The organism is Vibrio coralliilyticus (assembly GCF_024449095.1).
Lineage (GTDB): Bacteria > Pseudomonadota > Gammaproteobacteria > Enterobacterales > Vibrionaceae > Vibrio > Vibrio coralliilyticus_A.
This window is the reverse complement of sequence record NZ_CP024629.1, coordinates 70021-83817: the sequence shown is the minus strand read 5'-3', so window position 1 is coordinate 83817 and position 13797 is coordinate 70021. Positions and strand designations below refer to the sequence as shown.

At 43.4% G+C, this 13797-nt stretch carries 8 protein-coding genes and 2 pseudogenes; 5 read left to right on the top strand and 5 right to left on the bottom strand.

All coding sequences use genetic code 11. From position 1 onward, the window contains the following. Positions 1 to 61: 61 nt before the first annotated feature. A complete protein-coding gene (locus CTT30_RS22800; protein WP_252035332.1) occupies positions 62 to 850 on the bottom strand; it encodes an Ig-like domain-containing protein in 789 nt (262 codons plus the stop codon). A gap of 118 nt (positions 851 to 968) precedes the next feature. On the opposite strand from CTT30_RS22800, the pseudogene CTT30_RS22795 reads away from it, so the two are divergent. The 4 genes and pseudogenes from CTT30_RS22795 to CTT30_RS22780 all read left to right on the top strand — a co-directional run bounded on the left by CTT30_RS22795 (position 969) and on the right by CTT30_RS22780 (position 5920). Continuing rightward, positions 969 to 1878: pseudogene (locus CTT30_RS22795) on the top strand (IS5 family transposase). Between the two features lie 504 nt (positions 1879 to 2382). Beyond that, positions 2383 to 2811: a hypothetical protein gene (locus tag CTT30_RS22790; protein WP_253076524.1), complete on the top strand. Its 429-nt coding sequence runs from the start codon at positions 2383 to 2385 to the stop codon at positions 2809 to 2811. A 570-nt stretch (positions 2812 to 3381) separates the two neighbouring features. Then, a complete protein-coding gene (locus CTT30_RS22785; protein ID WP_255907076.1) occupies positions 3382 to 4833 on the top strand; it encodes a hypothetical protein in 1452 nt (483 codons plus the stop codon). 178 nt (positions 4834 to 5011) lie between these two features. Further along, positions 5012 to 5920, top strand: a complete 909-nt coding sequence (locus tag CTT30_RS22780) for an IS5 family transposase (protein ID WP_252035329.1) — start codon at positions 5012 to 5014, stop codon at positions 5918 to 5920. Positions 5921 to 6075: 155 nt separating this feature from the next. Here CTT30_RS22780 and CTT30_RS22775 read toward each other — a convergent pair whose 3' ends face one another. Both CTT30_RS22775 and CTT30_RS22770 read right to left on the bottom strand, forming a co-directional pair. After that, positions 6076 to 7272 carry a hypothetical protein gene (locus CTT30_RS22775; protein WP_252035336.1) on the bottom strand — a complete coding sequence of 399 codons (1197 nt, stop codon included), beginning with the start codon at positions 7270 to 7272 and terminating at the stop codon, positions 6076 to 6078. Between the two features lie 211 nt (positions 7273 to 7483). Then, the gene (locus CTT30_RS22770; protein ID WP_252037867.1) at positions 7484 to 8392 is read right to left on the bottom strand and encodes an IS5 family transposase; all 909 of its coding nucleotides are present in this window, start codon (positions 8390 to 8392) and stop codon (positions 7484 to 7486) included. Between the two features lie 576 nt (positions 8393 to 8968). Between CTT30_RS22770 and CTT30_RS22765 the strand changes: the two are divergent. Next, positions 8969 to 10472: pseudogene (locus tag CTT30_RS22765) on the top strand (arylsulfatase). 58 nt (positions 10473 to 10530) lie between these two features. Here the strand turns inward: CTT30_RS22765 and CTT30_RS22760 are convergent. Next, positions 10531 to 11100 carry a TetR/AcrR family transcriptional regulator gene (locus tag CTT30_RS22760; RefSeq protein ID WP_252035338.1) on the bottom strand — a complete coding sequence of 190 codons (570 nt, stop codon included), beginning with the start codon at positions 11098 to 11100 and terminating at the stop codon, positions 10531 to 10533. Between the two features lie 72 nt (positions 11101 to 11172). After that, a complete protein-coding gene (locus CTT30_RS22755; protein ID WP_252035339.1) occupies positions 11173 to 13437 on the bottom strand; it encodes a multiheme c-type cytochrome in 2265 nt (754 codons plus the stop codon). Positions 13438 to 13797: the final 360 nt, after the last annotated feature.

The following is a 13797-nucleotide window of genomic DNA, read 5'->3' as shown; positions in this document are numbered from 1 at the left end:
CACCTGACATTTAAGGAATAGCTTGTTTATCCAACCATTGGGTTGCGCTTATAGTCCAACGTTAAGGCTCTGAGACGCAGGACGCTTGGTTCATGCCGCTTGGGATGGAGCTGGAGATCTTACCATTGTTGAGGCTTACGTAGTAATAGCTAGAACTATCAGGTGTCATAGACCAATATGAGTACTCGGTAGGCCAGCCGCGGTCGGCAAACATATTGCCGTATATGTCGTACAGCTCCACTTTTAACTCATCTCTTGTTGCTAAGCGCCAATTGGTTCGTCCTCCTAAGCTTTTAGTATTGTAGGCCGTGCACAGGGCATTCGCATTACCCCAGTTGAATAGGTAGAATTCACCAACTGGGCCGTAAGCCCCTTTTTCAATATAGCTACCATCTGTTGCGCTGCCACCAATGCTATCTAAGTAAGCCACCGATGGTGAATTAGTGAACAACCTACCACTACCTGTATCGAAGGGATCAATACATACACCTGCTAAGTCACACACAGTAACTTTCACCGTATTACTGACGATACCATCCTTGCTGGCAGTGATCTCTGTGTCACCTTTAGTGTTGGCCGTTATCAAACCTGAAGCGGATACGTCCGCGATTGTTGGGTCTCCAACAATCTCCCAGGAAACAGAATCACTGACGTCATTTTCGCTTCCATCATCGTATTTAGCAATTGCGATTAGCTGTTGCGTACGACCTTCTAATACCGAAGTTGGTGAAGGAGTGACCTTAATTTCATTAACTTTTGCATCTACTGATGTTTGGGAGTCTTCTGAATCACAACCAGCTAACAGCATTAATGCCATTAATACAAAGATATACTGAACTATGTATTTCATGTTGGGTCGACCTTAATTATTTTAACTAACACTTAGAGAAGGCGTTGTTGCCTAAATCAGTTGAACCTTTTCCGAGTCCTGCGATCTGATCCTTTATGAGGATTAGACTGGTGGTGATATGGGTAAAGCGAAGAAGAAGATAACTAACTGGGCGGAGTACAATACGTCTCTGTGCAAACGTGGTTCGGTTACGTTCTGGATAGATGACTCCGCCATAGATGCATGGCAATGCAAAACCCATCATGGCAAGCGTGGGAGAGGCTTTCAGTACTCAGATACAGCGATTGAAACGGCTTTGATGATAAAGGGTATCTTCTCTCTGCCATTGCGTGCACTTCAAGGCTTTATCGACTCGATCTTCAAGTTACTAGATGTTCCGCTGACGTCCCCTGGCTACACCTGTATCAGTAAACGCTCGAAGACAGTTCAGGTCAAATATCGCAATAAATCTAGAGGGGCTATTCGCCATATCGCCATTGACTCGACAGGTCTCAAAGTTTTTGGTGAGGGTGAATGGAAAGTGAAAAAGCATGGTGCAGAAAAGCGCAGAACATGGCGCAAACTGCACTTAGCTGTTGATGTAGATACCCACGAAGCTATCAGTGCTGAAGTTAGCCTTGTCAATGTTGGCGATAGTGAAGTGCTTCCTACATTGCTCAACCCACTACGCAGAAAGGTCATTACCGTATCTGCTGATGGAGCCTATGACAGCAAAAATTGCCACGAGACTTTAAAAAAGAAAAGTAGTATCCCGTTGATACCGCCTCGAAAGAATGCAGCCCTTTGGGAAGATGGCCATCCCAGAAACGAAGCAGTAACCGCCTTGAAAAATGGGACAATTTCGGAGTGGAAAGCCCAATCTGGTTATTCACTATCGGTCAATATCTGAAACTGCAATGTCCCGATATAAAGGACTAACAAGCGGAAAATTGAGCTTGAGATGTTACAACGCTCAAGTGGGCGGAATCATGGCGAATGTCAAAGCAATAAACAAAGTCATAGGACTAGGTATGCCTGTCAGAAGCTAAACGGTTAGCCCTATATATAGCGTCGTTGTTCTTTAAGCTGATTTGATCAACAACGCCCCTCTAAATCAGATTTTACGTCGATGGAGGAAACGCAAAGCCAGCCATAAATAACCCAGCTTGTGATGTCTGATGCTTATATCACGATTTCCATTACTAGCTTGTGAACTATGGAGGTTTTATTAAAAGGTGGGTCTTGACTTTTCTATTTAATTAATTTATCGATAGTCAAAACAAAATATACTGCCATTTAAAAAGATAATTGTAGGTATAAAAATTTTGTTTATTACCTGAAAGAAGCTTTGAAATAATAAAATCACTACAACGTTCTTATCTACTATAGCGATTATTTAGTCAGCTAATATCTTTACTTTGAAATAGTTGAGAGCGAACAAAAAAGGAGGTGTCTTAGCGGGCGAAAAAACTAACTGTGAAAATTAGCACAAGGAGTGGTGCACAGTTATAGACGAAGGGACCTAAATATAAATAACAAAATAAGGTAAATTTATGACCTACAGTAACGTGTTTTGGAGTATCATCCTGAGTGCAAGCTGCACTAGTGCATTCGCTGGTTTTATTCCTACTTACAATCCAGGTACAGGATATCACTTTGTACCTAAAAAAGACGAGTATAAAGACTCCCGCTTCGCATACTCACAAAAAAAAATATCTCGGACAACTGTATTGGAAAGGAACATAGATGTTGATGCTAAGTTAACGTTGATTGACAAAAATAAACGTGGCAGAGTTGATTTGTGGTGGCTATGGATTAGAGATGGGGAAGGCTTAAGAATTGCTGGTGGGAATACGAGCATTCAATTGTGCCCTGCAGCAAGCAAAGAGCAATACTGTTGGTGGGACGCTGAAGATATTGACGGAACGTTTTTTTTATCTAAAAGACCCTTCAAATGGTTATTATATGACTCTTCAAGATGATAACTCAATTAGTTTTGAACCCACAAGAGATGAAGTTAATAGCGCTTGGAAGTTAGTATCGTCGATAAGTAGGGGTAATACTTCGGATAGCAACTTTATTAGCACGAATCCGTCAGCACCTCACGTTCCCATTAGTAAAAGAAACAATAGTTATGGACTGGACCAACGATTATCAAACCAACAGGAATGACTGGACTCAACCAGATTTGCCCATCATTCAATATGAGCTTGGGCAACCCTCTGAACAGAAATGGGTGTCAAATCCTGCTTATGAATACTTACTGGGATCGCTATCCGTTTTCAGCTTTTAGAGGGAGATAACAGCCAAATCCCGGATATATACAGCCAAGCAGTGGTTGGGGAACTCATAAAAATGGATATGGGATTTACCTATGCCGCAAGATGGTGAACCCGTTACAGCTTCACCAACAAAGTCTTACTCAGTACCTTATATGATTTTGTATAATCGATTAATAGGAAAGTTAAGAGTGCTGGCCTTGTACGACCAAAACCCCGGACTTTACAACTCTGCTGTTATTGAGCTTTCACACAATGGGAGATAATGATAGGGTGGCTACAAATCTATTTTCTCCTTATAAAAGCCACCCACTTAATCGCGCTAAATCGCCAACCCGAGTGACATCAATGGCTAAGCTAATTGCCAATGAAGATACTCAATGGATTTATGGCGATTTTGAGATTGGCTACGACCCCTGTACTTCGTGTTTCTCTTCTGCCCTTGATGTTTTAATTACACCGATAGCCAGTGGTGACATATCACTAACTGGGCGTTCTTTGGCAAATTCGGTACCTGTCAGAGACAGTAATGGAATGGTTTCCGATGATTACTTGACTAGTTATTTATTAGAGACAGGTGTAGACCAACAAGTGGGTGCTACAACGTTCCGTAACTATCAAGCCCTGCACGACATGTTCAAAAATCAAGAAGATATAGCTCATGCGATTTATAGTGGCGGAAATGGTTGGTCACCAAATTCAGACGCCGCCTTTGCACTGAATAAAGTGTCTGAGTTTTTAGGTGGCGCTGGTGGCGTAAGTCCTGAGCCAATTAGTAAAACGGTTTTAAATGGACTATCCAGTTTAACCAAGTTCGCCAATTTTAGTCGACCTTCTGTTTTAACTGGTCTGCAGTTGCCTCCGCCTATGCCTACTGTAGTTTTTGGTGAATTGTCGCTCCGTGGTTCAGTTGAGTTTATGGGGAATACTGACAAGATCACGATAGAGATGCCAGGGTCTCTGGGAGCTAAAGAAGCACCGGAGTTATCACCTAATGGCTCTTATCCGACATACAATGAAGAGTTAGGCATATTTTCGCTAATAACAATGCCCACACTGAGCCTATCTAATCCAAACCAGCGGATGGCCATTCGCGATAATGGTTATCTTTGTGTCACATTCAGTAGTAAATGTCAGCTATCTGGTGTAGGTCTTAGTATGACGGTTGAATATCCTTTTGAATGGGACTTTCGTTCGTCTAATTGGAATTGGAAAGCATCTAACGTGTATAAAGGTTCAATTGGTGAACTACTTTACACTATCAATCCTGCCTCTGGCTGGTCCCCTGAAGACATTGAAGTATTCGTTGCGGCTGAGCGGGTAACACAAGGACTCGATGGAGTATGGAGAAGTTACACTAGCACGTTTGTCCCAATTGAAAAGTGGAAAGAGGAGCTATGGATGGCGCTAAGTCCAGAACCATGGCCTTATGAGGAGCAAGCTAGATTCAATCTGAAGGTTGCGGTCACTAAAGCTGGAACAATGGATATAGAACGAAGCTCTCTGTTCATAGAACCCTCTAGTAAGACACAGCTTATGCAACTTCTTACCTATCCGATAAAGATGACGAGGACAGGGACTAGACTTACAGATAGCACCGACAAATATAGTGTGCTTGAAAGACCTTATGCAATGAGACCTTACTACGTTTCACCTCAGAGTTACGAAGAACATTTTTGCAAAGACGAAAGTGAATATTTAGTTAAGAATAGTCCACTGCAATAGCTTTCTTCTGTCAGGAAAGGACTTACCCTTCTGCGTATGAGTTGATGAACAACTCATACGCAGAAAAACGCAGAGGTAACAACGTTTAACCTGTTTCGTCGGCGTTGTTGCCTAAATCAGTTGAACCTTTTCCGAGTCCTGCGATCTGATCCTTTATGAGGATTAGACTGGTGGTGATATGGGTAAAGCGAAGAAGAAGATAACTAACTGGGCGGAGTACAATACGTCTCTGTGCAAACGTGGTTCGGTTACGTTCTGGATAGATGACTCCGCCATAGATGCATGGCAATGCAAAACCCATCATGGCAAGCGTGGGAGAGGCTTTCAGTACTCAGATACAGCGATTGAAACGGCTTTGATGATAAAGGGTATCTTCTCTCTGCCATTGCGTGCACTTCAAGGCTTTATCGACTCGATCTTCAAGTTACTAGATGTTCCGCTGACGTCCCCTGACTACACCTGTATCAGTAAACGCTCGAAGACAGTTCAGGTCAAATATCGCAATAAATCTAGAGGGGCTATTCGCCATATCGCCATTGACTCGACAGGTCTCAAAGTTTTTGGTGAGGGTGAATGGAAAGTGAAAAAGCATGGTGCAGAAAAGCGCAGAACATGGCGCAAACTGCACTTAGCTGTTGATGTAGATACCCACGAAGCTATCAGTGCTGAAGTTAGCCTTGTCAATGTTGGCGATAGTGAAGTGCTTCCTACATTGCTCAACCCACTACGCAGAAAGGTCATTACCGTATCTGCTGATGGAGCCTATGACAGCAAAAATTGCCACGAGACTTTGAAAAAGAAAGGTAGTATCCCGTTGATACCGCCTCGAAAGAATGCAGCCCTTTGGGAAGATGGCCATCCCAGAAACGAAGCAGTAACCGCCTTGAAAAATGGGACAATCTCGGAGTGGAAAGCCCAATCTGGTTATCACTATCGGTCAATATCTGAAACTGCAATGTCCCGATATAAAGGACTAACAAGCGGGAAATTGAGCTTGAGATGTTACAACGCTCAAGTGGGCGAAATCATGGCGAATGTCAAAGCAATAAACAAAGTCATAGGACTAGGTATGCCTGTCAGAAGCTAACGGTTAGCCCTATATATAGCGTCGTTGTTCTTTAAGCTGATTTGATCAACAACGCCTGTTTCGTCCCTTCTTAAACGGCATAGCCCTGAACATGTAAAAGTAACAAACTTTTCGGGAAATACTTAAATCGTACAAACCAATTTGAATGAAAAATATCAGACTTTGGATTGACTGATATTACAAATCTTGGTTAGAAGGTAGTTCGATAAGCCCACTCTAAATGAACGCCCGCCACCAGTGGCGTTTTTATATTTTTGCCCCGTTAAATCTAGATCCATAACTTTGCATTGGTTCCAATGTTCAGCTGATTTTGAATAGCCTAGCTGCGCTAACATTTGAGCTGATCTATGAATGGATGCCTGGGTTTCATTTATAGGCGAAGTATCGATGATTTTCTTAATCAACAACCCAAGCGATAGCCAAAGTGAAGGGGAATAGTGAAAACCATCTCTGTCGCTACCGATCTGTTTTGAAATACCATCCAGCCAAACCTTCAAAAATAAAATGATATATTGCTTCGTTGTTGATATGGTTTCTTCTGAGAAAACTCCTTTTCTTCCATTGAAATCATCTACTTTGTTTTTATCTTGAGCATTTGCTCCCGCAATTGAACCTAGGACAAGTTTTATCAACGTCGCTTCTGCGACAATTCCTTGTTCAGATTTAGTTAAGCGCATGGACGAACTAGTCATTCCTCCATATCGCTCCAAGTTAGTTTTCTCAGCGATTTCTTTTACACAATCGTTGATAGACGAATTACTCATCATGGTGGTTTGAATAGGTGAATGTAACTGAGATGTGCGAGCGTTGTACTTGGTGTAGTAGTCGCACATATCATCAAAACTAATCGCTGAAACGGTATTGAATATCATTGTAACCTGAATCGGTAAACGCGATAGGCTTTGCCTAATGCCACTATCCGCTAGCATGTGTTCAACTGAAGATCTTCGCGCCGGATAAAAAGGGGGCTCTATGCCCAATAACTTGGCAATCGCTATTAATTCTAGAACTCCTCCCACTATCAAGGTGTTTTTGGGAGCATAAGTTAACTCAACCATTTGTTTTTGTTGCGTTTGCATAGAAGATTTACCTCCAACTACATAAGTCAATGACAAAAATGGGGTCTTCTCGACATTCCTCAGTGCAAGCTTAATTGAGTGAGTAATTTCCGTTATTCGGTCTTTATTTAGTTTACTGTGAACAGACTTCAACAAGCCCTCTGTTTTAGAGTCAGCAGGAAGGAGGGAGAAATAGGCCGGAAGCTCTATTGCCATTAGATGGGTTACAAGAGTTCTATTTCCTCCAAAGTTACACTCTGGGCTAAGTCCACAAACAACGACACTTTTATCCACAGCACTTTCAACAAACAAACTTACATGCCGATATTTTTACACAAAAAACCTGACTTACCTTGAACGGGCGCTCCGCCCGATCAATAATAAAGGCAATGAACGATATTACAAATCATCAGGTATGACTAAAGAATCAAATCACTTTGAAGACTCACGGCGTTGTTGATCAAATCAGCTTAAAGAACAACGACGCTATATATAGGGCTAACCGTTAGCTTCTGACAGGCATACCTAGTCCTATGACTTTGTTTATTACTTTGACATTCGCCATGATTTCGCCCACTTGAGCGTTGTAACATCTCAAGCTCAATTTTCCGCTTGTTAGTCCTTTATATCGGGACATTGCAGTTTCAGATATTGACCGATAGTGATAACCAGATTGGGCTTTCCACTCCGAGATTGTCCCATTTTTCAAGGCGGTTACTGCTTCGTTTCTGGGATGGCCATCTTCCCAAAGGGCTGCATTCTTTCGAGGCGGTATCAACGGGATACTACCTTTCTTTTTCAAAGTCTCGTGGCAATTTTTGCTGTCATAGGCTCCATCAGCAGATACGGTAATGACCTTTCTGCGTAGTGGGTTGAGCAATGTAGGAAGCACTTCACTATCGCCAACATTGACAAGGCTAACTTCAGCACTGATAGCTTCGTGGGTATCTACATCAACAGCTAAGTGCAGTTTGCGCCATGTTCTGCGCTTTTCTGCACCATGCTTTTTCACTTTCCATTCACCCTCACCAAAAACTTTGAGACCTGTCGAGTCAATGGCGATATGGCGAATAGCCCCTCTAGATTTATTGCGATATTTGACCTGAACTGTCTTCGAGCGTTTACTGATACAGGTGTAGTCAGGGGACGTCAGCGGAACATCTAGTAACTTGAAGATCGAGTCGATAAAGCCTTGAAGTGCACGCAATGGCAGAGAGAAGATACCCTTTATCATCAAAGCCGTTTCAATCGCTGTATCTGAGTACTGAAAGCCTCTCCCACGCTTGCCATGATGGGTTTTGCATTGCCATGCATCTATGGCGGAGTCATCTATCCAGAACGTAACCGAACCACGTTTGCACAGAGACGTATTGTACTCCGCCCAGTTAGTTATCTTCTTCTTCGCTTTACCCATATCACCACCAGTCTAATCCTCATAAAGGATCAGATCGCAGGACTCGGAAAAGGTTCAACTGATTTAGGCAACAACGCCAGTCTAACCCTACAACCAAAACAATGTTAACTGATCTCAAGTGAAGCTGCACCACAACACACCAACCGGCCTACATAACCCCGAAAATTCCGACAAATGCCTCGTGGGTTCGTGGGTTCGTGGGAGTTTGTATCAAACATAATCAAAACTGATCGAGTAATAATGTGGTTTATATAAAAAAACAGTATTCAGCTGGTAAGCTTTTAAACAACCTGAGATTGACCATATCGTGTCTGTTTCAAAATCGTAGGGTACTTGTAAAGCTTGACTCTTATAGAGAGTAAAGTCTTTTTCTGTGCAACTTGTACATCTTGTTTTGTCTGCTACGCTTTAGTTCGAGGTATGAGAAGTAACTATATGAAAGTTAAACATACTTTAAACGCGTGGCAAGATCAACCTCATAAAAAATAGTGTGCCAACTTAAATACAGGTCAATTATTTTTGCCTAGAAGTGAGACTTGTATATCCTACTTAGAAGAAATTGAACGAGGGCAACATATGAAAAGGATGCTTCACCTTCTTATAGCGAGTGTTTTTGGCTACTTGGCCTGCTTTCAGCGCTGCAGCCCAAGAGCAGCCGAATATTTTTGTCATCTTTACTGATGATATTGGTATTTCTAACGTCAGTGCTTATCACAATGGGGTGATGAGCAGCCAAACTCCAAATATAGATAGCATCGCAGAAAATGGAATGATGCTAACGGATTATTACGCCCAGCCGTCTTGTACCGCTGGGCGTTCTGCTTTTCTAACAGGGCAGTTTCCAGTGCGAACCGGTATGCACACCGTTGGCTTGCCTGGAGAGCCGGTGGGTCTTCATGCGGACACCCCAACGTTACCTGAGATATTGAAAACGATGGGCTATGTGACTGGCCAGTTTGGTAAGAACCATCTTGGTGACAGAGACGAGTTTCTACCTACTATGCACGGTTTTGATGAGTACTGGGGGTGGCTATATCACCTAAACGCCATGGAATACACTGAAGACCCCGATTGGCCTACGGATCCTGCGTTTCAGAAGTTTGCGCCTCGTAATGTGATTCATGCAAAATCTGATGGCAAAGGGAAGCAAACCATTAAAGATGATGGTCCACTGACGATTGAACGAATGAGAACCCTTGATGACGAAGTGAATAAGCACGCTATCGACTTCATTGAAAGAGCGGTCAAGGCCGATAAACCTTTCTTTACGTGGTATTGTCCTTCGAGAGGCCATGTGTGGACGCATCTGTCGCCAGAGTATGAAGCCATGCTTGGAAAAAATGGTTGGGGGCTGCAAGAAGTTGTCATGAAAGATCTCGATGACCATGTAGGGGAGATGTTTGCCAAGTTAGAAGAGCTCGGCGTAGCAGACAATACTATCGTGATATTCACCGCGGATAACGGCCCTGAGATTATGACGTGGCCTGATGGCGGTATGACACCATTCCACGGTGAGAAAGGGACCACTTGGGAAGGGGGCGTTAGAGCACCTGCTTTAGTCAGCTGGCCAGACAAAATCCCAGCAGGCTCTGTGAACAACGGCATATTTGATGGCATGGATTGGTTACCAACACTAGTCGCTGCAGCGGGTGGCCCTACCGACCTCAAAGAAAAACTACTGAAAGGCCACGATGGCTTCAAGGCCCACCTTGATGGTTACAACCAATTAGATATGCTCACGAAAGATAGCCCATCGAATCGTAATGAAATTTTCTATTATGAGCGTGATAAACTTCAGGCGGTTCGTTATGGTGATTGGAAAGCCCACTTTGTAGTACAGAATCATGGTTGGGGTGGCGCGAAGGAGGAGTTAAATGCACCATTACTCTTTAACCTTCGCCGAGACCCTTACGAAAGAGCGGCAGAAGAGTCAGGTATGTACTTGAAGTGGATGGGCGAAAAAATGTGGGTATTTGGTCCTGCTCAGGCAGCAGTGCAGCAACACTTAGCGACCTTTAAAGAGTGGCCGCCTCTCACTCCGGAAATGCCAGCTACAAATAATGGTGGTGTTGGTAACTAACCTAAAGCACCAACGAAAAGGGCCCGCATCGCGGGCCTTTGGCTATATGGGAGCTAGTCTAGCTAATTGAGGAAATCGTTTCTTGCATGGCCGTATCTAGAATCGCGCGATTTCTTTGCATTGCCGCCATGAGGGTAGAGCCAAGCCATAGACCATAAAGTGTGCGAGACAGCGCTTTAGGATCGGCGATATTAAAGTCGTCATTTTCATTTCCTTCAATAAACAGATCTGCCATTCGCTGGATGATTTTCTCGGCACCCTCCGACATTGTGGACTGCATTTGGTTGGAAGTGCCTGAAATCTCACCTGCCAGTTTGACGACCAAACACTGAATTTGAAAGTCGTTTGTTAGCTTGGATTTGCTCCAGAACGTAAAGTACTCAATCACTCTTTGTTGGCGAGCCATTGTCTCATCACTTAAGTAGCCATCTAATATCGATAAGTGATTATCGAAGTAATCCCCAAGTAGGATTTCGCCAAAATGTTCTTTTGATTTGAAGTAGTGGTAAAAAGAACCTTTTGTGCCTTCTGCCTCGTTGATGATCTTCATAAGCCCAACACCGGCAAACCCATGTTCATTAATCAGCTTGAAGCCAGAATCCAACATGGCTTGACGCATATCTTTCATTGGTTATTACTCTTCACATAAACATAGTCTAGATAGTATACCAACCGCTTGGTCTAGTGACGACAAGTAATTTCACTTAACTACATTTGAAGGTGAATGTAACTTAGCCTTCAACTGAGAAACCACATCGTTGGGAGCAAAAGGTGCAAGCTTATTGATACAGGCTTGTGCGGTTTTCAACTTGTGCCTAACTTGTAGATCGCAGCGTGCGTATAGATGATTTGGGTCTTGGCTTAGGCTGTAAGCTTTGGCAAGTGCAGAATCAGCTTTCGTCAGGCTTGAATGCTCTAGTGAAAGCCCATAAACAAGCCAGTATTGTGCGTTCTCAGGCTCAGCGAATGTAGCCTGCTTAAAGTAGCTTATGGCCTCACTCTTGTTCTTCTGCCGTATCAAAGATAGTCCGATGGAGTACATGAATACTCCAGATGAAGGTTGAGCATTGAGTCCTTGCTTGAGTACGTTTAACGCTAATTCCTCTTTTCCCGCTGACTTGTATAAATCGGCTAAGCTGATATAGCTGTTAGGGTAGTAGGGTTCAATTTCTATAGCAGAGGTGTAAGATGTAATGGCTTTATCAAGCTTTCCTTGTGCACGATAGACGTTGCCAAGATTGGTTCTTCCAAAGCCTCTATCGCTGTTATAAATCTGAATACTTAAATACTCTTCAAGTGCCGGCTCAATACGCTGTTTCTGAGCTATTGCCATGGATTGCCAATGTTTGGCTAAGGCACCTGCCGCTTCTGTCCGAACAGCATAAACAGAATCCTCGAGTAAAGGCGCCAATAGCTGCCATTTCTGATCGAAAGGATAGTTGATTGCTCCTTGAACCGCGCCTAACCGAATGAGCTCGTTCTGGTGTTTCGTTGCTCGTGCTAATGCCACTAGGCTATTTTGCCCTGGATGATTGGCTATGCGTTGTAATGCTGAGGCTCGAATGATGGCACTTTCCCCTGAGTTCTGAGCAACATATGACAGTGCATTTCCGGCACTATTATGATTGATGGCCGAGGCATAAAAGGCGATCGAAAAGTGTCGTGGGTTTCGATGCTCTGAGTTTGGAAACCATTTCTCCAAAGCACTATCTGCCCATTGATCGGTTTTATCCTCGTGACAGCTCGTACAAACGTTCGGTGTACCGATGTCCATAGAAAGATCGGGCCTTGGGATTTGCCAACTATGGTCACGTCGGGGGTCAACTTGCATATAAGTCGTTTCCGGCATGTGACACGTTGTGCACTTTGATGCCTCGCTGCTGGGTAAGTGGAAAGTGTGCTTATCTGAGCTGTACTCTTGTGGCGAATGACACTGAGCGCAGACCGTTTCCTCTGGTATTTTCAATTTCGCATTGTGCGGGTCGTGACAATTGGTACAACTGACTCCTTTTTCAGCCATTTTAGACTGCAGAAATGAGCCGTAGACGTAGTCCTCGTCATATATCTGACCATCATGATGATACAGCTCGGGGGTAATAGTACTTAGCAAGTAACGGTCCAGAAAATTGCCGGAGACATGATCGTTACTTTCGCTAAGCTGAACTCGTCGGCTATGGCATTGTGCGCACACCGCCAATTGCTCGGTATCTTCAATGGCAAGAGGCTGAGCGGCTGAACTACCTTCTTTAAATACCCATTCTTTTACCGTTTTTGATAGATCACGGTCGAAGCCAAAGTGCGCTTCTGATGGTTGACTTGAGTTGACCCATTCAAGGTGAGCTTGCCCTGCGCCATGGCATGCCTCGCAGCCGACACTGATTTCAGACCACGTTGTTTTATAAGTGTTTGTGTCAGCACTATAGTTTTTTTCAAGGTTGGTCGAGTGGCAATCTGCACACATGAAATTCCAATTTTGACCTGTGTTGGTCCAATAAAACTCATCTTTGGGGGTCATATTCGGGTAGAGGTGGAACCATCGTTGCCCACCTTGGCTTTCAGGCCTTGAGTCCCACGCAAAAGGAATCAGTTGGACTCTACCATCCTCAAACTCAACCATATATTGCTGAAGTGGGGTGACGCCAAAGGTGTATTTGATTTGGTAGTCATGCCATTGCCCATCTGGCCCTTGTATATTGGCCAAGAACTGATTATTACGTTTAAAGAATCGGTTGATACTACCTTTAAACTCCAACTTTAAATCGCTGAAGTTACCTAATACCGTATCGGCAGTCGCATGCTGCATTGCCTGTTGATGGTGAGAACCCTGCCAGGCTTGGAAAGCCTCCTGATGACAGTCGGCACAAACATTACTCCCAACAAATTGGCTTGCTTGAGCTAAAGGAAAGATGGCTACGAATACACACAGCTTTACAATAGATAAATTCTTAGCTAGTGACATGCTCATGAATGCCCTTATTCATCTGACTAGAAGTCCTTGCTTTGTATGATTATGGTTATACGTATAATATTGTTTTACGACTTTGAATTTTATAGCATAAATCTTGGGAAAAACTGTTCAACTTGTCGAGCGTGAAACAAGAGTAAAAGCACTCGATTATGTCTGTTTTCTAAAGCTCTCTCTAAAATATATTGTTTCAGAGCTTGCCTGTCACTAATTGTAGGTAACATGCATAGTTATGATAAAGCCCAAAGAGTTTAGTGACGCCTATGTCATCTGCTTTGGCAATAGATAAACAAATGATCTGGGTGACTTAGAATATAAGTATAAGCTGAGCCGAATGATGTTTGAAGTGAACTTATAGAT

What these genes read in the sequence shown, in the direction of transcription:
- CTT30_RS22780 (WP_252035329.1), top strand. Translation starts at nt 5,012, where the DNA reads ATGGGTAAAGCGAAGAAGAAGATAACTAACTGGGCGGAGTACAATACG.
- CTT30_RS22800 (WP_252035332.1), bottom strand. Translation starts at nt 850, where the DNA reads ATGAAATACATAGTTCAGTATATCTTTGTATTAATGGCATTAATGCTG.
- CTT30_RS22790 (WP_253076524.1), top strand. Translation starts at nt 2,383, where the DNA reads ATGACCTACAGTAACGTGTTTTGGAGTATCATCCTGAGTGCAAGCTGC.
- CTT30_RS22770 (WP_252037867.1), bottom strand. Translation starts at nt 8,392, where the DNA reads ATGGGTAAAGCGAAGAAGAAGATAACTAACTGGGCGGAGTACAATACG.
- CTT30_RS22760 (WP_252035338.1), bottom strand. Translation starts at nt 11,100, where the DNA reads ATGAAAGATATGCGTCAAGCCATGTTGGATTCTGGCTTCAAGCTGATT.
- CTT30_RS22755 (WP_252035339.1), bottom strand. Translation starts at nt 13,437, where the DNA reads ATGAGCATGTCACTAGCTAAGAATTTATCTATTGTAAAGCTGTGTGTA.